At 27.2% G+C, this 18027-nt stretch carries 20 protein-coding genes; 9 read left to right on the top strand and 11 right to left on the bottom strand.

All coding sequences use genetic code 11. From position 1 onward, the window contains the following. Positions 1 to 41: 41 nt before the first annotated feature. The 4 genes from CRV03_RS01785 to CRV03_RS01770 all read left to right on the top strand — a co-directional run bounded on the left by CRV03_RS01785 (position 42) and on the right by CRV03_RS01770 (position 4414). Positions 42 to 620, top strand: a complete 579-nt coding sequence (locus tag CRV03_RS01785; RefSeq protein WP_129083423.1) for a class II aldolase and adducin N-terminal domain-containing protein — start codon at positions 42 to 44, stop codon at positions 618 to 620. 114 nt (positions 621 to 734) lie between these two features. Next, on the top strand, positions 735 to 1010 hold the full coding sequence (locus CRV03_RS01780; protein ID WP_129008301.1) for an HU family DNA-binding protein: 276 nt from the start codon (positions 735 to 737) through the stop codon (positions 1008 to 1010). A 260-nt stretch (positions 1011 to 1270) separates the two neighbouring features. Next, on the top strand, positions 1271 to 2209 hold the full coding sequence (locus CRV03_RS01775) for a hypothetical protein (RefSeq protein WP_129083422.1): 939 nt from the start codon (positions 1271 to 1273) through the stop codon (positions 2207 to 2209). A gap of 84 nt (positions 2210 to 2293) precedes the next feature. Next, a complete protein-coding gene (locus tag CRV03_RS01770; RefSeq protein ID WP_164968597.1) occupies positions 2294 to 4414 on the top strand; it encodes an ATP-binding protein in 2121 nt (706 codons plus the stop codon). Here the strand turns inward: CRV03_RS01770 and CRV03_RS01765 are convergent. Beyond that, on the bottom strand, positions 4403 to 4741 hold the full coding sequence (locus CRV03_RS01765; protein WP_129083420.1) for a hypothetical protein: 339 nt from the start codon (positions 4739 to 4741) through the stop codon (positions 4403 to 4405). The two genes, CRV03_RS01770 and CRV03_RS01765, sit on opposite strands and share 12 nt — an antisense overlap. A gap of 194 nt (positions 4742 to 4935) precedes the next feature. On the opposite strand from CRV03_RS01765, the gene CRV03_RS01760 reads away from it, so the two are divergent. After that, on the top strand, positions 4936 to 5763 hold the full coding sequence (locus CRV03_RS01760) for a flagellin (protein WP_129083419.1): 828 nt from the start codon (positions 4936 to 4938) through the stop codon (positions 5761 to 5763). Between the two features lie 22 nt (positions 5764 to 5785). Here the strand turns inward: CRV03_RS01760 and CRV03_RS01755 are convergent, their stop codons facing one another. From CRV03_RS01755 to CRV03_RS01730, 6 genes are all read right to left on the bottom strand, one after another. After that, entirely contained in the window at positions 5786 to 6313 is a 528-nt protein-coding gene (locus tag CRV03_RS01755; protein ID WP_129083418.1) for a glycine zipper 2TM domain-containing protein, read from the bottom strand. A gap of 39 nt (positions 6314 to 6352) precedes the next feature. After that, complete coding sequence (locus tag CRV03_RS01750; protein ID WP_129083417.1) at positions 6353 to 6655, bottom strand: c-type cytochrome; 303 nt, start codon at positions 6653 to 6655, stop codon at positions 6353 to 6355. 71 nt (positions 6656 to 6726) lie between these two features. Beyond that, complete coding sequence (locus CRV03_RS01745; RefSeq protein WP_129083416.1) at positions 6727 to 7059, bottom strand: hypothetical protein; 333 nt, start codon at positions 7057 to 7059, stop codon at positions 6727 to 6729. Continuing rightward, positions 7047 to 8072, bottom strand: coding sequence for a HAMP domain-containing sensor histidine kinase (locus tag CRV03_RS01740; protein WP_309109179.1), 1026 nt, complete (start codon positions 8070 to 8072; stop codon positions 7047 to 7049). Before CRV03_RS01740 ends, CRV03_RS01745 begins: the two co-directional genes overlap by 13 nt. A 124-nt stretch (positions 8073 to 8196) precedes the next feature. Continuing rightward, on the bottom strand, positions 8197 to 8865 hold the full coding sequence (locus CRV03_RS01735) for a response regulator transcription factor (RefSeq protein WP_129083414.1): 669 nt from the start codon (positions 8863 to 8865) through the stop codon (positions 8197 to 8199). Next, complete coding sequence (locus tag CRV03_RS01730) at positions 8865 to 9086, bottom strand: DUF1104 domain-containing protein (RefSeq protein WP_129083413.1); 222 nt, start codon at positions 9084 to 9086, stop codon at positions 8865 to 8867. The genes CRV03_RS01735 and CRV03_RS01730 overlap by 1 nt, the downstream gene beginning before the upstream one ends. A gap of 93 nt (positions 9087 to 9179) precedes the next feature. Between CRV03_RS01730 and CRV03_RS01725 the strand changes: the two genes are divergently transcribed. The 4 genes from CRV03_RS01725 to CRV03_RS01710 all read left to right on the top strand — a co-directional run bounded on the left by CRV03_RS01725 (position 9180) and on the right by CRV03_RS01710 (position 12485). Beyond that, entirely contained in the window at positions 9180 to 9467 is a 288-nt protein-coding gene (locus CRV03_RS01725; RefSeq protein WP_129083412.1) for a hypothetical protein, read from the top strand. 8 nt (positions 9468 to 9475) lie between these two features. Then, positions 9476 to 11242, top strand: a complete 1767-nt coding sequence (locus CRV03_RS01720) for an ABC transporter ATP-binding protein (RefSeq protein ID WP_129083411.1) — start codon at positions 9476 to 9478, stop codon at positions 11240 to 11242. 79 nt (positions 11243 to 11321) lie between these two features. Further along, positions 11322 to 11948 carry a hypothetical protein gene (locus CRV03_RS01715; protein ID WP_129083410.1) on the top strand — a complete coding sequence of 209 codons (627 nt, stop codon included), beginning with the start codon at positions 11322 to 11324 and terminating at the stop codon, positions 11946 to 11948. A gap of 126 nt (positions 11949 to 12074) precedes the next feature. Next, on the top strand, positions 12075 to 12485 hold the full coding sequence (locus tag CRV03_RS01710; RefSeq protein ID WP_129083409.1) for a hypothetical protein: 411 nt from the start codon (positions 12075 to 12077) through the stop codon (positions 12483 to 12485). A gap of 28 nt (positions 12486 to 12513) precedes the next feature. On the opposite strand, the gene CRV03_RS01705 is transcribed toward CRV03_RS01710, so the two are convergent. The 4 genes from CRV03_RS01705 to CRV03_RS01690 all read right to left on the bottom strand — a co-directional run bounded on the left by CRV03_RS01705 (position 12514) and on the right by CRV03_RS01690 (position 17835). Continuing rightward, positions 12514 to 13014: an endonuclease I family protein gene (locus CRV03_RS01705; protein ID WP_129083408.1), complete on the bottom strand. Its 501-nt coding sequence runs from the start codon at positions 13012 to 13014 to the stop codon at positions 12514 to 12516. Positions 13015 to 13204: 190 nt separating this feature from the next. After that, entirely contained in the window at positions 13205 to 14101 is an 897-nt protein-coding gene (locus CRV03_RS01700; protein WP_129083407.1) for a DUF2971 domain-containing protein, read from the bottom strand. A 99-nt stretch (positions 14102 to 14200) separates the two neighbouring features. After that, a complete protein-coding gene (locus tag CRV03_RS01695) occupies positions 14201 to 16912 on the bottom strand; it encodes a hypothetical protein (protein ID WP_129083406.1) in 2712 nt (903 codons plus the stop codon). Then, a complete protein-coding gene (locus tag CRV03_RS01690; protein WP_129083405.1) occupies positions 16909 to 17835 on the bottom strand; it encodes an SIR2 family protein in 927 nt (308 codons plus the stop codon). The genes CRV03_RS01695 and CRV03_RS01690 overlap by 4 nt, the downstream gene beginning before the upstream one ends. Positions 17836 to 18027 lie beyond the last annotated feature (192 nt).

The following is an 18027-nucleotide window of genomic DNA, read 5'->3' as shown; positions in this document are numbered from 1 at the left end:
TTTATGTATAATAGCGAAAAAATTATTTAAGGTTTTTTAAAATGATAGACCCAAATACAGTTAAACTTTTAAGTGACTTATCTTTAACAATGTTTAGAAAAAATTTCTTTGGTATCTATCATGGTGCAATATCTTCAAAAGTAGACCATAATACATTTATTATTAATACTTCTGATGCAATCTTTGATGAAATGACAGAAAAATCATTATGTAAGCTTAATATGAATAAAAGAGATTATAGATGGAATGTTGCTAGTATTGAATCAGAAATTCATGCAACTATATATAATAATATACATGAAGCAAAATATATTGCATTTGGAATGCCAATCTATACGACTGCTTATACCTTTGAACATGATGAGATTATTTTTGATGATTATTTTGGGAAAACAGAATTTTCTAAGATAAAAGTATATGACCCTGGAGATTTTGATTCATGGTATGATAGAAATGCTCTAGAGATAACAAAATACTTAAAAGAGTCACAAGAACATATAATTGTTATTAAAGGTGTTGGTACATACGTTTATGACAGGGATATCAATAATCTTGTAAAAAGAATCGCAATTCTAGAGAATTCTTGTCGACTTTTAAGTATAAAATCAACATATAAATAATAAATAGTTAAATTTTATAGCATTTTAACCCCAATATATCAGCTTTTTTAGCTATTTTAAAGGTTAGTTACTATAAAGTTTATTAAATTTTTATCTTACACAAGGAGTTCGTCTATGAACAAAGCTGAATTTATTGATGCAGTTGCTGCAAAAGCTGGTCTTTCTAAGAAAGATGCGAAGGGTGCTGTTGATGCAGTATTAGAAACTGTTACAGAAACTTTAGTAAAAAGAGAATCTGTTAGTTTTATTGGATTTGGAACATTTACAACAGCTGATAGAGCTGAAAGAACTGCAAAAGTTCCTGGAACAGACAAAACTGTTAAAGTTCCTGCAACAACTGTAGCAAAATTCAAAGTTGGTAAAGCTTTAAAAGAAGCTGTAGCTAAGTAATTTTACTTTCTATTCAACTTATGAAGGGTTCATCTTAGGATGGATCCTTTTTTTATGCCTAAATTTCACTCTTTCTAAAAAATTATTTTATTTATTCTATTTCTATTTTTACTCTTTTTTAATTTATCACTTCACACTTTTAAAATAACTTCTATTTTCATAAAAAATATTAAATTATATAGATATATTATAGTTTTATATAAGTTTAATAATAGTTACTATATAGTTTTATATAAGTTTAAATTAAAAAAGAAGTAAAAATGAATGATAAAGAAAAGATTTTTAATGACTTAGTTTCATGTTTAGATACTGAACACACCCTGTTTTCAAAGAAAGATAGATTCCTTCAAAACCTTAATTATGTAAAAAAACTATTATTTTCTGGATTATCAACTAAAAAACAAATAGAACTTTATTCAAAAGAGATTGAAGAGATTTCAAGAAGTGCCTATGAAAACTATTGTAAAAAATATTTAAAAGAAGAGTATGAAAAAGGTTTATTGAATACCCTACTTTTTAGAAATATAAAATCTATTGCTCATTATTTAACACAAGAAGAGAAACCAACTTCAACTAAAATTTACAATATATTATTAGAAAGTGGTTCTTTAAAACAAGCTAGAAATAAAAAAGATTCATCAATTGATTATAAGACATTTGAAGAATTGCTAAAAGAGTTTTTAAAAAACAAAGGTTATGAAAACATAATAGAGTTTGATAAAGAAAAAACTCAAATAAATATAGAAAATACAAATGAAACTACAGCAGTTCAAAATACACAACAAGAAGAAGAAAAGGAAGTAAAAATTGAACTTGTAGATGGAACTTACAAATATTATGATAAAAATCTTTTAAAGACAGAGTTTATTGAGTTTGAAAATAGTTATATTGATAACAATATTAAAGAAACCAACGTTTACTATATTCAAGCAAGATATATAGATAAAGAGTATAGTTTTGAGAAGTTTAAAGAAGTTATAAAAACTAATAATCTAATAGAAAACTATTCAATTATAGTACACAATAATTCAAGTGTTGATACTAGATTATATATTTATAGATTTATTGATAATAAACTTATTATGCTAAAAAGTCTTGATGCAGCCTCTTGTGTCTTTGAATTAGATGAACTAATAAGAAGAGGAAGAACAAACTTTTTTGAAAAACTAGATGAGCATATTCACTACATTACAAATTAACTTTAGATTAAATTTATAAATTTATTATATTTTTTACTTATTTTAATGATATTTCTTGTTATTATATTTAACAAGGAGTTTATTATGTCTTATATTACTTCTATTAGAAAAAACACTTTTCTTTTTTTACTTACTATAGGTATTATTAACACAGTTTTAGCAATCATCGTATTTTTATATATTCAAAACAAGCAAAATGAATTGCTTTATTACTCAAAAATAGATATTGCAAAAACTGAATTTAAAGAAACTAATAAAAAAATAAACTCTGAAATAACCCATTACAAGTTAGTTTTAAACACTATAAAGGACAATAAAGACTTAAAAAGATTTCTAAATGGTGAAAAAAACATCATAAAATATTTAAGTGAAGACCTAAGTGATTTCGTTAAAGCAAATGGAAATATCTTTCAATTAAGATTTATCAATAAAGATGGAAATGAAATAATTAGAATTGATAAAGAGAATGGGATTATAAAAATTGCTGAGAAATTACAGAACAAAGCTAAAAGATACTACTTTAAAAAAACTATGAATCTAAAGGAAGGAGAGTTCTATATCTCTAATTTTGATTTAAATATAGAACATGGGAAAATAGAGGTTCCTTTTAAACCTACAATTAGAATTTCTACACCAATATACAGAAATAACTCCTTTGAGGGAATTATTATTATAAATTTTTTAGCAAATGATTTAATTGATAGTATTAAAGACAAAGAATCCTTTGATGTTTACTTCATGGACAATAAAAACAATTTTCTATTACACCCAGATGAAAACAAAAGTTGGAGTACACAAAGAGGAACTAATTATAAAGTAAAAGAGGAAATACCAAATATATATAAACTAATAGAAAATGAAAATACTAAGGTTTCAGATAAAAAACTGCTTTATTATATAAACTCTATTGATATAACGGATAATAAGTTTTATATAATCTATTCTATAAAAGAGCAATTATATGATGCCTATATAGAAGAAGCAACTAGAAATATAATTCTTTTCTTTGTTGTAATCTTTTTATTTTCAATTCCTTTTGTTTTCATAGGAGCATATTTCCAATCAATAAGAATGGAAATACTTGATAGATTAATTAATAATATCCCCTTCCCTATCTGTTTAAAAGATAAAAATGGAGTATTTTTATTAGTAAATGAGTCATTAATTAAACTATATGGATGTACTTCAAAAAAACAACTTATTGGTAAAAAATCTTATGAGTTTACCCATAGAAGTCTTCCTTATACATCAAAAGAGAAAGATAATGATGTTTTAAAAAAACAAAAAATAAAATTTGTAGATACAATAACACTTAAAAACAATAAAAAACTTTACTATGATACAAGAATTATAAAAATCTCTTTCTTTGGACTTTTTAATAAAACATATATTTTAGGTATAGCCATTGATATCACTGCAATGAAAACTCTTAATGAACAACTACAGAAAAAAGTAGATGAAGAATTAGAAAAAAGATTAGAAGCTGAAAGAATATTAGCACAAAAAGCTAAACTTGCAGAAATGGGAAATATGATTGATAATATAATTCATCAGTGGAAACAGCCACTAAGTATTATTAAAGTTACTTCACAAGCCCTTGAAATGAATCTAGAGATGAAAAATCTATCAGAAGAACAAAGAGAATACTATATTAAAACTATTATAGAAAATGTAGACTTTATGAGTGATACGGCAAATGATTTTAGATCTTTTTTATCTCCCGATAAGATTAAAAGTGAATTTACTATAAAAGACTGTACTAATAAGATTTTAAAAATCCTATTCTTACGCTTTAGAAAACAAAAAGTTGAAGTAATAAACAATGTTGAAGAAGATATTAGAATTTATGGATACAAAAGTGAATTATGCCAAGTGCTTTTAAATATTTTCAATAATGCCCTTGATGAATTTAATGAAAAAAATAAAACAGAAGATAGCAGTATTAAAATAAGTACTTATAAAAAAGAAGGTTTAATAGTTATAGAAATTGAAGATACAGCTGGTGGAATCAAAGAAGAATATATAAATAAAATATTTGAAGATAGATTTACAACAAGAAGTAAAGAAGGAACAGGTATTGGATTGACAATATCAAAGAGAATTATTCAAGAAAGTTTCAACGGTACAATCAAAGTCGAAAATAAAAATAAAGGAGCATGTTTCATCATAAAGCTTCCCCAAGAAGTCAACACTCTAGAAAACTAAAGTTTTTTCCATTAAGAATGGATAAGAGATATCAGCTTTACTACTTTTTTTAAAACCAAACTTTTTATAAAAAGATATAAGTTTTTCTAGATTTAAGCCATTTGAATCTAAAGGCAAAGGATTTAAATAAATCTTTTTATATTTACTCTGTTTTGAAATATATTTTAAAATACCTTTTAGGGTTTCAGTTCCATACTTTAGGTTTCTAAAAGCAGGTAGAGTTTTTATTATTTCTAAAGTCAATGTATCATTTTCAATACTAACATTGCCAAATGAAATATCATTATTATTAAACAACATTTTATCTTTCTTTTTTAATACTTTCATGCCAAGTCCTTCAGTTAGTACCATAATAGTATCATTTCATAATATATTTTAACTATATATAGTTTTATTAAAATTATTTTTTAATTTATATATCAGCTTATTATAAAATTATTTTTAAAGAACTAATTCTCAGACTTAATTTTACTTTAAACAAAGGAGTAATACAATTTGTTATATACCGTAAGGAGGTAGTTATGCAAATCAATAATGTACAACTTGACCAATCGCCTTATTTAAATTTAAATCAGTCACTAAATAAAATCTCTTCAGGAAAAGAGATTAATAGTGCTGCAGATGATGCTTCCTCTCTATCAATATCTGATAAACTAAGAACAGAAGCAAGTGGACTAACTCAATCTATTGATAATGTAAATAGTGGTTTAGCTTCACTTCAAATTGCTGATAAATCTATTAGTGAGCAATCTAATATTTTAGATACAGTAAAAGAGAAACTATTACAAGCATCTACTGATACTACTTCTCAACAAGGAAGAGATCAAATATTAACAGAAATCAAAGACTTGTTACAAAACTTTGATGATATTGCTTCTAGCACTAATTATAACGAGCAAACTTTGTTACAAAATGCTAGTGAAGACAAAGCAGCAAGTCAAAGTCAACAGTTTCAAGTAGGAACATCTTCTGAAGATATAATTGAAACAGACTCTATTCAATCAAATACAGTAGGAGTTGGCTTAGAAAGTTTAGTTAATCAAGACCCTTCTTCTTTTGATGCAAGTACTGCAAGAGCTTACTTAGGGGATGTAGATGAAGCATTAACTAAATTAAATGATTATAGAGGAGATTTAGGTTCTGTTCAAAATCAGCTTCAAAGTTCAGGAAGAAACTTATTTACACAAGTTACATCTACAAGAGAAGCGGGTTCAACAATTGCTGATTTAGATTATTCTAAAGAGATAAGTGATTTTAACAAACAAAATATTTTAGCTCAAATAGGAGCTTATGGGGCAGCTCAATCAAGCAATATAAATCAAAATATTGTTACTAGATTACTTACATAAAGCTAGGGATAACTCCTTAGCTTTAAAAACTTATTGAGTGAGTGATTCTAATTCTTTTTTTAGGTCTTTTTGTAACTTTATAGTGTTCTACACCATTGTAAACAAAGTAGTTTTTGTATCCAGTTATAACTTTTCTTTCAACATTTTTATAAGTATCATAGCATTCTGTTCTTGTTACATATCTATAATCTGCATTAGATGAAGAGTTATAGTTATTTCTAATCTCATGGGCAACTTTACCACCTAGAAGACCACCAACTATTTGAGCTGCTACTCTACCATTACCTTTTCCAACTTGACTTCCTAGAACTGCCCCAGCTGCTACACCAACTAATGTATCAATTCCCAGACTATCATTTCTTACATGTGAACCTTGGTCATAATGTCTAACTCTTTTTCTTACCTTATCACATTGTCTTTGAGGCTCTTGTTCATATACATACTCATAAACTGGTTCAGAATATCTTACTTTTGCAAAATCATGAAATCTATCACCTCCTGCAAAAAGTGAACTTACTAAAAGTGTTGTTGCTAATACTAACTTTTTCATAATAAAACCTTTTTAAGACCTAAAATAAACTTTAGGTCTCTATTTTAAGCTACTGATATGTTCAGCAACTGCTTTAATATCTGCGTCTGAAAGTCTTGTCACTTGACCTTTCATTACACCTTTCATTGGTCCTCCATAAGAACCATCTTTGTATCCTTTTAAAGCTGCGACAGTTTTTTCTACATCCCAACCTTTAATAACAGCAGATTTTCCTAAAGCTGCTTTTTCAGCATTTGCACCATGACACCCTGCACATGAATTATAAATTTTAGCTCCATCACTTGCAAATAAAGATGTTCCTGCGATTACTGCTAAGCTCATTAAGATTTTTGTAGTTTTCATATCATACTCCTTAATTTTTATAGAAGAAGTATAAAAGTTAATCGTGAAGTGATTGTGAAGATTTTATTTTACTATTTTAGTTTCCCAAATACTTTATATTTATCCCAATAAATATCTAAAGCTTTATCAAGTTGTTCTTCATTTAATTTTGTAGCTTTTTTTACTCCAAACCTCTTTATAAAAGCTTCTGGCATAATAGTAGTCTCTTTAGTCGGATTATTTAAATAAGTAGTCATAGCCTCTTTTACACTACGTTCACTACTATATTTTAAAAGATATCTATAAAAGTATTTATCAATTGATACAGGCAAACTTTTATGACAAGATACACAATTGTTTTCGTAAATATCATTTGCATTTAAAAATAAGGCTAAAGAAAAAAGAGTAAAAACTATTTTTGCCATGTTACTTCCATTTTTGTTCCAATTTTCTCTTGAGATTGAACATTTATTTTAAGATTATACTCTTTTGCTATCATTGAGACAATATTTAAGCCTATTCCAAAGCCCCCTACACTCTTATCAAATCGTGTATACCTCTCAAATAGTTGCTCAACTTGAGTTTGGCTCATTCCTTTTCCACTATCTTCAATTATTAAGCTATTCTCTTGTAAAGAGACTTTTATTTGCCCTTTTACCTTATTATATTTTATTGCATTTGAAAGAAGATTATCTATTAGTTTTGATATTTTTTTATTATCACAAAAAATAAATATATCTTCTTTTATAGAAGTTCTTATCTCTATTTTTTTAACATCAGCAAGGGTTTTAAAATAATCAACCCTTTGTCTTACTATTTTTGAAAGATTTATATTCTCATCTTGAGAAATGATTTTATTATTTAATGTAAGATAGGTTAAGTCTTCATAGATATTAGAAATAGTTTTAGCTCCTGTATCTATTCTTTTTATTTTTCTAGCTAACTTTTCATCTAAAGATTCAATATCTATCATCTCTACATTTGTAATTACAGCAGAAACAGGAGTATTTAATTCATGGGTTGTATCTTTGATAAATCTATCAAGCAAGTGTAATGCATCTCTCATTGGTTTTAAAAATAGCTTTAATAAAAAATACCCAAAAAAAACCATAAAAGCGAAAGCTATTAAAATAAATAGTGCAATCTCTTTTTTTAAGTTCTCAAACCAAAGTAAATCATCTTTGATTTCTAAGACCACATATTTTGCTCCTAAATAGTATGATTCAGGTTGCTCAACAAAGTGTATTTTAGAATCAGTTGTATAAACTTCACTATTAAAATCTACATTTTGAGACTCTAAAGTTGAGAAAATAAGTTTTCTATCACTATCATAAATAGCAGAATTAAAATTTTCATCCCTTGGATAAAACTTATATTTATCAAAGTTGATATGTAAATCTTTTAATCTAAATATTAATTCACTAGAATAATCTTGCATTGAAGCTCTTTTTTGTTGAAGCATCAAGTCTTTTTGAAAGGAGTAATACAAAAATGAAATAAATAGTAATATAACTATTGTAAAAAAAGAGTATAAAGTTAAGAAGCCTAAAAGTGTCTTCTTCTCACTTTGAGTTAAATCTATATCCAAGCTTTTTAAGACTAACAATTTTATCTTTTCCTACTATTTTTCGTAAGTTTTTAATATATGTTCGAAGTGAGTTATCACTTGGTTCCTCATCATAATCCCAAACATTCTCAAGTATTCGTTCATGAATAAGTAGTTCATCACTATTTTGTAAAAAGAACTTTAGTAATCTAAGCTCTTTAAAATTTAAAGGAATAATTTCATTGTCTTTAAGTAATTCATTTGTTTGAGTATTAAACTTTACATTTTCAGTAATATCAAGTAACTCTTGTTTTTGAGAATACTCTCTTTTTATAATTGTTTGAACCCTCAATAGCAATTCTTTTAATTCAAAAGGCTTTCTAATATAATCATCACAACCACTTTCAAAACCTTCTTCTAATGAGTCCATAGAGTTTAAAGATGTAATAAATATTGCTGGTGTTTTATTTCCTTCACTTCGAACTTGCTTTAAAAGTTCAAAGCCGTTCATTGAAGGAACATTTACATCAAGTAAGAAAAGATCAAAGTTTTGCTCATAGATAAGTTCATTTGCTTCATCACCATCATAAGCAGGCACTACATTAAAACCCTGCTCTTCAAAATACTCAACTATAGTCTCGCTAAGTGTTAAGTCATCTTCAAGAAGTAATAGTTTAGTTTTCATTATCTTTTCATCTTTTTTAAGTTCTTTTGATACATAGTTTTTTCTTTGGGAGTCATAGTTGAAATTCTACTTCTTAATTCATTTTCAAATTTCTTTTTATTTTTATTATCAACATAACCCATGATTGAAATAAGTTCTTGAGTACTCATCTCAGAAAAGTTCTCTGCATGTGCAAATGTAGCGAAAAGTGCAATAATTAAAATACTTAAGTGTTTTCTCATATACTATTCTCTTAAATAATTTTTGATATGATAACATATTAATTGTAGAAAAATCGTAAACGAACTATTATAAAACATAAAAAAGAGAGATATATGAAAAAAACACTACTACTTTCTATTTTTGCATCAGTTATTTTGTCAGGATGCTTTGGTGGACAACAAAAAGAAGAGACATGGACATCATTAATTTACCCAGATAAAGCAAATGAAAAAAGAAGTAAAAAGCATGGAGTTTACAAAACTTTAGAACAATGTCAAGTTGAATCTAAAAAAGAGTTAGACAGACTAGAGTTAAGTACAAGAGGTACTTATCAATGTGGATTAAACTGTGAATACCACGAGGGAATGAAATTAGATATTTGCGAAAAACTTAGCAAATAAACTCTTAAATGCAAGAAATAAATCTAAAATACCTTTTTAAACTACTACTTGAAAACAAGAAAGCACTTATTCTTGGTCAAGTAGTAACAATCATTGCTATTGCTATTAGTGTTCCTATTCCATTAATGCTACCTGCTTTAGTAGATGAAGTACTTTTAAATAAGCCGGACTTTTTTTTAAATACAATCAACTCTAATATTGGAGCTGGAAATGCCTTTTATTATATTGCTATTGTAACTATAGCCGTTATACTATTAAGGTTTTTACACTTTATTTTTAATGTCATTACAACTAAAATCTTTACTAAAATCTCAAAATACATAACCTTTGAAATAAGAAAAAAAGCGATTAAACATCTTGAAAAAGTATGCATGAATGAGTATGAAGGCTTAGGAAGTGGTTCTATTGCAGCAAACTTAGTAACTGATGTAAATACTTTAGATGACTTTATTATAAAAGGAGCTAGTAAATTTGTAGCTTCAGTTTTAACACTTATTGCTGTATCTATTGTAATGATAGCTATTCATCCGGTATTAGGATTGATGATTTTGTTAATTCAACCAATCATAATGCTTATTTCAAAGAAAATAGCGAAAAAAGTTGGTGTTCTAAAAAAAGAAGAGAACCAAGCAATTGAAGAGTTTCAAAATGATATTGGAGAAACCCTAGAACTATTTGGACAAATAAAAGCAAGCAATAAAGAAAACTACTTTTTTGAAAACTCAATAACAAAAGCTAACAATATAAAAAATACTTCAAATGAATATAACTATAAAAGTGTTGCTTATGAAAGATTTTCATTTACTGTTTTTTTAGCCTCTTTTGAAATCCTTAGAGCCTCAGGACTACTTATGGTTGCATATAGTGACCTTAGTATTGGTATGATGTTTGCAATGTTTGGATATATCTGGTTTATTATGACACCAGTTCAAGATATTCTTTCAATGCAGTACTCATATACTACTGCAAGTGCTGCTATGAAAAGAATAAATAAAATATTTACTCTAAAAAAAGAACACACAGGAAAAGAAGTATTAGAAAAAGATGCAAATATACATATAAAAATAGAAAATCTAAACTTTTCATATAATAAAGATAAAAAAACTTTACAAGATATCTCTTTTGAAATTAAACCTAAAGACAAAATAGCCCTTATTGGTGCAAGTGGAAGTGGTAAAACTACCTTAAGTCAGATTATTGCTGGTTTTTACGAAAAAGACTCTGGAGATATAAAATACAATGGTATTAGTAGTGATAACATTGACAAAAAATCGTTACGAGAGTCTATATTCTTAGTTTTACAAATGCCCATACTATTTAATAACACCCTTAGATTTAATATAACAATGGGAAATGAAAACATTAGTGAAGAGATGATTTTTAAAGCTTTAGAAGTAGCCCAATTAAAACATACTGTTTTAAGTATGCAAAATGGTTTAGATACTATTGTTGGAAGACATGGTATTAGACTTAGTGGAGGACAAAGACAAAGGCTATCTATTGCTAGAATGATTATTGCAAACCCTAGCGTAGTTATTTTTGATGAATCTACCTCTGCACTTGATGTACATACAGAAGCAAAACTATTTAATGATTTAAAAGAATTTTTAAAAGATAAAACTGTTATAACAATTGCCCATAGATTAAGTACTGTAAAAAATGCAAATAAAATCTATGTTTTAAATGATGGAGAACTAGTTCAAAGTGGAACCCATGATGAACTAGAAGAGGAAGAAGGTCATTATTTAGATTTTGTAAAAAAACAATTAATATAAAGGATAAGTTATTATTTACTATTTAACTTTAGAAGATTTACAAGATGAAGAAATATTAAATAAGCATATTTATCCTAATATGAAAGAGAACTACTACTGGAGTGATGACTTATCTTGTGAGTTCTATATTGAAGCTGCTAAAAAAGGATTCATTACTACTTCTATGTATGATAAAGAAGAGTTTGTTTTACTCCCTGAAATACAATTTGACTATGCTGTACTACATTTTGATGATATTAAAGTCCCTAGAAAAGTAAAAAAATTGATAAAGGAAAATAACTATATTCTTGATATAAGTCAAAATCTTGAAAAAGTTTTAGACAAAATAAATGCTTACCACCCCAATTCATGGTTAACACAAGAGTATATAAACATATTAAATAACATTAAAATTAATTCTAGCTTATATGATAACTTTAATTTATTTAGCATAGAATTATACGAAAAAAATGACAAAAAACTCATTTCTGGAGAGATTGGCTACCAAATTGGCTCAATTTATACATCATTATCTGGATTTACTACAAAAAATAAAAAATATAACAATTGGGGAAAATTACAATTGGTTCTATTAAATGATTATTTGAAAAGTAATAATTATAAAATGTGGAATTTAGGGCATCCACAGCTACAATACAAGACTGATTTAGGTGCAAAAATTTATAATAGAAAAGAGTTTCTAGAACTCTGGAATAAAAATAAATAAGACACTTTCTTATTATATTTGTCACATTTTTAAAATTTTGGAAAGAATTGTCTCACAATTGTCTCAATTTTAAGCTTTCCTATAATTATATGTGTTATAATTAAAATAAAAATATGAGGTGTCATTATGAGCAGCAATATTACAATAGATTTAACGAAAGAAATGGAAAGATTTCTAAAGAGTAAAGCAAGAGAGTTTAACTTACCTCTTGAAGAGACTTTAAAAGAGATTTTAAGCCAACAAGTTGATAGTAGAATTGATCTTGGAAAAGGTTTCTACTATGATAAAGTTCTTAAAAAAGTTTTTGATAGAAAAAATGTTGATGTGGGTCTTACTAAAACACAAATGAACATTTTCCATACTATCTTAAAAAGCCAAGGAACAATTGTTGATGTAGAAACAATTAAAAAGAATGCTTGGAAAGATAAAAATACTTCTATCTTTACATTAAGAAATATGATTAAACAAATAAGAGATAAAACTTATTATGGTTTAATTAAGAGTCACTCAAGTAGAGGTTACTCTGCAGGATTCTAATATTTAGACACTTTTGTGTCTAAATATTTTATTTTACAAAGGGATTTTTATTACCTTGATATTTAGAAATAAGATTATTTCTTTTTCTTTCCCAATTATTTACTGGGTCAAGTTTATCCCAAGCTATAAATAGTTTTTTATCTTTTTTAGAAATTTTCATTCCATACTGCTTTTCAAAATAAAAATATGTTCTAGCAATATTTCCTTTTATATTATCTGCTGGTTCTGCAACTCTTCTTTTAAAATCTACTTCAAAATCAATTGTCTCACCATAAAATCTTTTTTCTCCATCAATGAAGCCATATCTAAAGTTTGATCTATCTGCATTTAATTCCCCAATTGCTGGAACTAAATTATGCATATCTGCTTGCATCAATCGATATTGTTTATTTACTTTTGTACAACATCTTCTTCCTTTGTACTCTTTACCACTCTTTTTAACACAAGCTTCATTTCCCTCTCTCCAGCAAGTAAATTGTCTTCCAAAGTTTTCAGCAGGAATTACGTGTTCCCTATTATACGAAAATATTTAAGAAAATGGACAAAGTATAAAATACCTATTAAACTACCTTTTTAAATTATAGATTATGTCCATTATCTATAATAAAAATTTTTATTTAAAGATTGCAATTGTCCATATTGGATTTGATAATGAAATTTTACTTTTCAACATGGAATCCTTTTTCTTTAAATATGGTGAAAATCAGATAATTTTCAATTTAGATTTTGGTAATTATGTATGTACTTAAACCTTTACTCTCTACAATCTCATAAAAGTCAACATGATTACTTATATTTTCTGAAACTAGCTTTTTGTAGTAATTTTTTCTCTCTTGTTTCATTTGTGAACCAAAAACTACTTGAGTTAATATGCCAGGAAAATCAAATAGCCCATAATTTTCTTCAACATATCTCCATTCTTTTTCATAGTTCCATACTGGTGTTTTTGTACTGATAGTGGAACGAAATACTTCATCTTCAAATGAGACACGTTGTATATTTGCCTGTCCAGAACCTGGTGCCATAATTTGTACCTCATTTTTAAAGCCTGCTTTAAATGTTGGCTTTACGGGAGAGTAAATAACGGGTAAACAATGCCTTTGATTTGAAAGTTTACAGTCACTTAAAGTACTAAATCCTAGAGCAATACCTTCATGATTTGCCCCATAATGAGCCCACATTAATTCATTTGAATGGTCTTCACTCAAACTAAAAATACCAACATTAGATATACGGTCTCGCATATCTTTAATAATATTCTCTGGTCTTGACAGTATTATTCCATGGTCAGAGTATAGTTTTCTCATTGCTTTAACTTTTTTTGAATGATCCATTTTAGTAAAGCGTTTAATCCATCGCTTAGTTTCTTTCTCACTAAGTGAAAATAAACACTTAGGTGGTCTAAGTGAGTGATGTTGCATTAACACACCCATTAACTGAGCCTTTTCAAGCGTACGAATAGTTTCTTCTTCCCATTTAGCTGGAATTTCTCCAATTCTACACTCTAGTGGATCATTTAACTTAGCTGGAGAAGATAACCAGATTTTCTGATTTTTAATTATTTCTTCAGTACGTATGGAGTCCTCACGATATTTATAAAGTACTTCAGGCTTCAATTTACACCTTTTTAAATAATTTTATATTAATAGCCAAACCGTTGACTTGTTATTATTATGCCACTGAATAAATTAAACTATATGTCAATATATAAAATACTATACATATCTTTTACTAATTTCATTCAAAAAATATATCCCTTTTTTTCTATAAAAATTACAAATTATCGTAGCATTTTCATTTTCACCAAGCATATATAATGATTCAATAGTATTTTCAATTTGTTTTTGCTTATACATTGGAAAAATCTCATTTTTAAGCATTTCTATATAAATCTCACTAACATATTTAGGATTGTTTTTAACAAGTCTTTCAAGCTCTTCTACAATAAAATAAGAGTTGTGATTTTTCTCAGTATATTTTGCAGTAAGTTTTAGACAGGGCAATATTTTTTCATCAATATCATCTATAAAAACAAACCATTTTGATAAAATTGAAAAAATCTCTTGAGTAACACTCGAATCATCTTCCTTAAACACTTCATATATTTTTTGCCATAGACTAAATATTTTTGTTCGTGATTCTTCAGTGATATTTTTTCTATCTACTTGCCACATGAATCTAATCACCTCAAGTATAGATTCTTGATCTTTTGACTCTATAACATCAAAGATAGTTTCATTGTCTTTAGAAGAATTGTACATTATACAAATATGCTGAATAACTTTTCGTTTTGTACGATCAGATTTAAATTTAAAATTTAGTGCTTTCTCAATGTGCCCATATTGTTTAAATTGTTCATATATGTCTGTATAAACTGTCGATGAGTATAAAAAGTATCCAGATATGGCAATCTCCCACAACTTATCGTTTTCTGTAGGGAAAATTCGGTTAAAATTGCTATCTACCCACTCTTTATCCAAAAAGCTAAGATTTGGTAAATAATCTCCTAAAATTGTAAATATAGATTTTGAATACTCAGTATTTTCGTCAAGCTGTTTTGTAAAAAACTCTTTTACATCATCTTCCCACTTAACACTATGAGAACTGTTTAATCTACCGTATCTTAGTGTATAATTAATAAGCGCATGTAATGCCTTGCCATTGATAGAATTTAATACATAAGTATTCATATCATTATCATATTCTATTTGCTCCTCTTCCTTATGTTTTAGCAGTAGAAAAAGAATCTTTTTTGCCTCTGGAAGATACTGTTTATCAAACGCATTCTCATCATTTTGAGTACCATATTTGACTAAACTTGCTATTTGACCTTTTAACCACAATACATATTGCTTATCTGATGCAAAAAAATCTTCATCCAAAATGTCTAAAATAAAATCAAAAACTTTACTCCACTCAAATTTTTTCTTTTCTTTCCAAGCGTTTGTGAGACCGTATATAAGATGATATTTATAGATCCAGTCAAGCTCTATAAACTTTTCTAATTCTAACGAATACTTATTTGGATTTTCTTTTACACAATCTGCCAAATCATTAGCCAGTCCTTCTATAAGATCGCTATCATTAGTAAATCTCTTTTTTTCTATTTTTGATGGATCAAATGCTTTGATATCTTGGATAATTTCATCTACTGTTTTATTGCAAAAAGCATCTTTTTCTTCAATTGGACTTTCACGACCAACAGCTGTAACCCCATAAGTCCACATATCAAACCCTGGATGTTCAAGCTCATAAGAGTTTATAGAATTGTATTTTTCATACAATTCTTGTGCTTTTGCACTTGATACTTTGATACTCAACAACCACTCTTTTTTCTTATAAGCCGTAACAATTTCCAACTGTTCAGCAGATACATCATCATAATACTTGGAATAATCCAAGCTTTCTATCCAAGCAATAAGCTTGTCAAACTCATCTTCAATAAATTTCCTATTATTATCTTCCAAAAGTTTATAAAGTTCATGTTTGAAGGTAGTGTTTATTGCATTTTTATAAGCATCAAACCAGTTCCAAAATAACTCTTTTAATTCATCATACTTATTGTTGATAGTATGAAATGCTAATCTTTTAAAAATAGGATGCTCTTCATCTAAAAAATTTTCTATAAAGCTTTTTACTTTATCTGCATCAAGATACTCTAATAAATCCCTTGAAAAAGAGATAATCTGATTATCATACCTATCGGGAGAACTATTTTGAGGATGTTCCTCAATAGAAGCTATCCAAACATTGTTAAATGCAGCCTCATCTTCATCAATAACCTGTTTTACAATAGATATTAATATCTCAAGTCCAGATATATCAATCATTTCAACTATTGATTGAGAGTGTTTCTCTAAAAGGCTATTTAACCAATATTTTTCAAGTAATGGCTCTCTTTCCTGATAAGATTTTCCTTTATCTTGAATTTCATAATCAAAAATAACCATTAAAAGACTTAATACATATTCATTCATGCCATTATCAATTAGCACAGGTAAAACAACTTCTTCAATTTCGCTGTTTAATAGACCACGGCCTCCTGAATCTTTTAGAAGCATATGAATCATATCAATATGCTCCAATGTTATGTTTTCTTTTGGAAGATTGAATAATATTTTAACAATAGAATAATCAGTATAATAATCATAACTTTTATGCTTTTTTCTAAAATCAAAAAATGCATTAACTATATCAAGTAAAATATTTGTAGTGTCAATTCTCTCTTCTTCTTTATTTTGCAAAGAAACTGTTTCTAAAAAACTCAAGAAAATTTTCATATCCTCTTTCGGTTTAAAATAGTTTTCTTTATACAAAGGTTCAAGCCAAACATATAGATTTTGATACTTAGAAGCATTTTGAAAAAAGTATTTTTCATAATCTGGATTTAACTTCATTTTTTGGATAGTTGATTCGATTTTATTCAAAATGGATTCCTTAACACTTCATCTATCTCATCAAAATTGTTTTGTAAGACATTGGTTGTGGTTTGAATTTGCTTTACCCATTCTTCAATCACTATAGGCAACTGCTTAAACCCTTTTTTATCTTTTGAATATGGTATGAGCTTCACTTTCATCTGATCAAAATATATCTGTTCAAAATCACAAAGTCTTTTTTCGTGAGTATAGTATCCACCAAGATAAAAATAATGATTTTCACTAAGGGTAATATTTTTATACATATGCTCCAGTAGTTCAAATTCTCCAAGCCCGTAACCTACAAATAGCACTGTTTTAGTAAAAAGTGATTCTAAAAACTTTATAAACTCCTTGTCTTTGTATCTTGTAAAATATTGCTCTACCGTAAATATTAGACTAGCAGGTTCATTTATGCTTCCATGTATTTTGTACAGATTCTTATTTACAAGAGCCGTGCTTCCCGTAAACTTACTTGTTATGATATTTTGAGGGCTAAATATTTGGTCTATGTGTCTGTCAGCGTTAGTAGTGACAAAGATACCATTTAAATTAAAGAGATCTCTGTAAGTTTTTAGTTTTGGATTTGTTGGTACAACTTTTTCATCGTTCAATGATTTTTTCATCTCTTCCAAAAATAGTTCATCATTTCCACTCTTAGATAAAATGCCATTGCATATGGTAATTACTTTTTTGCTGTTACCACTTTGTTCCAGCATATTTCTTAGTTGTGTTGATTCAAAATTATTTAGTAATGGTTCATCTTCTCCTAAAGTATTTTCACATCGTTTGATTAAATCGTTTGCTAAACCATTCCAATCTGAGCAACCTAACTCATAAGACATACCTGCACCAATAAATATTACCAATTCACCTATTTCGGCAGCTTGTTTTATGCGTGTTGGTAGTTCAGGTATTTCAATAATGTTCATCAGTTTTCTTATCTAAATTAATAGAGATTATCATTAATTATTAACCCTTATATTAAACATTTACTCTAGCCCATTATATATAAGCTAGCCTAAAAAATAGCAAATAATATATAAAAAAATATAATATATTAAAATAATGACTAACACTTTAAAGCTAATAATATTATTTTAATTTTTTTATGTATCTAATAT

It is taken from the genome of Arcobacter sp. F155 (genome assembly GCF_004116455.1).
Lineage (GTDB): Bacteria > Campylobacterota > Campylobacteria > Campylobacterales > Arcobacteraceae > Halarcobacter.
Note: the sequence above shows the minus strand (reverse complement) of the source record. Positions and strands in the feature narration are given on the sequence as shown.

Coding starts and splice junctions, on each gene's coding strand:
- CRV03_RS01785 (WP_129083423.1), top strand. CDS start 42: ATGATAGACCCAAATACAGTTAAACTTTTAAGTGACTTATCTTTAACA.
- CRV03_RS01780 (WP_129008301.1), top strand. CDS start 735: ATGAACAAAGCTGAATTTATTGATGCAGTTGCTGCAAAAGCTGGTCTT.
- CRV03_RS01775 (WP_129083422.1), top strand. CDS start 1,271: ATGAATGATAAAGAAAAGATTTTTAATGACTTAGTTTCATGTTTAGAT.
- CRV03_RS01770 (WP_164968597.1), top strand. CDS start 2,294: ATGTCTTATATTACTTCTATTAGAAAAAACACTTTTCTTTTTTTACTT.
- CRV03_RS01765 (WP_129083420.1), bottom strand. CDS start 4,741: ATGAAAGTATTAAAAAAGAAAGATAAAATGTTGTTTAATAATAATGAT.
- CRV03_RS01760 (WP_129083419.1), top strand. CDS start 4,936: ATGCAAATCAATAATGTACAACTTGACCAATCGCCTTATTTAAATTTA.
- CRV03_RS01755 (WP_129083418.1), bottom strand. CDS start 6,313: ATGAAAAAGTTAGTATTAGCAACAACACTTTTAGTAAGTTCACTTTTT.
- CRV03_RS01750 (WP_129083417.1), bottom strand. CDS start 6,655: ATGAAAACTACAAAAATCTTAATGAGCTTAGCAGTAATCGCAGGAACA.
- CRV03_RS01745 (WP_129083416.1), bottom strand. CDS start 7,059: ATGGCAAAAATAGTTTTTACTCTTTTTTCTTTAGCCTTATTTTTAAAT.
- CRV03_RS01740 (WP_309109179.1), bottom strand. CDS start 8,072: ATGCAAGATTATTCTAGTGAATTAATATTTAGATTAAAAGATTTACAT.
- CRV03_RS01735 (WP_129083414.1), bottom strand. CDS start 8,865: ATGAAAACTAAACTATTACTTCTTGAAGATGACTTAACACTTAGCGAG.
- CRV03_RS01730 (WP_129083413.1), bottom strand. CDS start 9,086: ATGAGAAAACACTTAAGTATTTTAATTATTGCACTTTTCGCTACATTT.
- CRV03_RS01725 (WP_129083412.1), top strand. CDS start 9,180: ATGAAAAAAACACTACTACTTTCTATTTTTGCATCAGTTATTTTGTCA.
- CRV03_RS01720 (WP_129083411.1), top strand. CDS start 9,476: ATGCAAGAAATAAATCTAAAATACCTTTTTAAACTACTACTTGAAAAC.
- CRV03_RS01715 (WP_129083410.1), top strand. CDS start 11,322: ATGAAAGAGAACTACTACTGGAGTGATGACTTATCTTGTGAGTTCTAT.
- CRV03_RS01710 (WP_129083409.1), top strand. CDS start 12,075: ATGAGCAGCAATATTACAATAGATTTAACGAAAGAAATGGAAAGATTT.
- CRV03_RS01690 (WP_129083405.1), bottom strand. CDS start 17,835: ATGAACATTATTGAAATACCTGAACTACCAACACGCATAAAACAAGCT.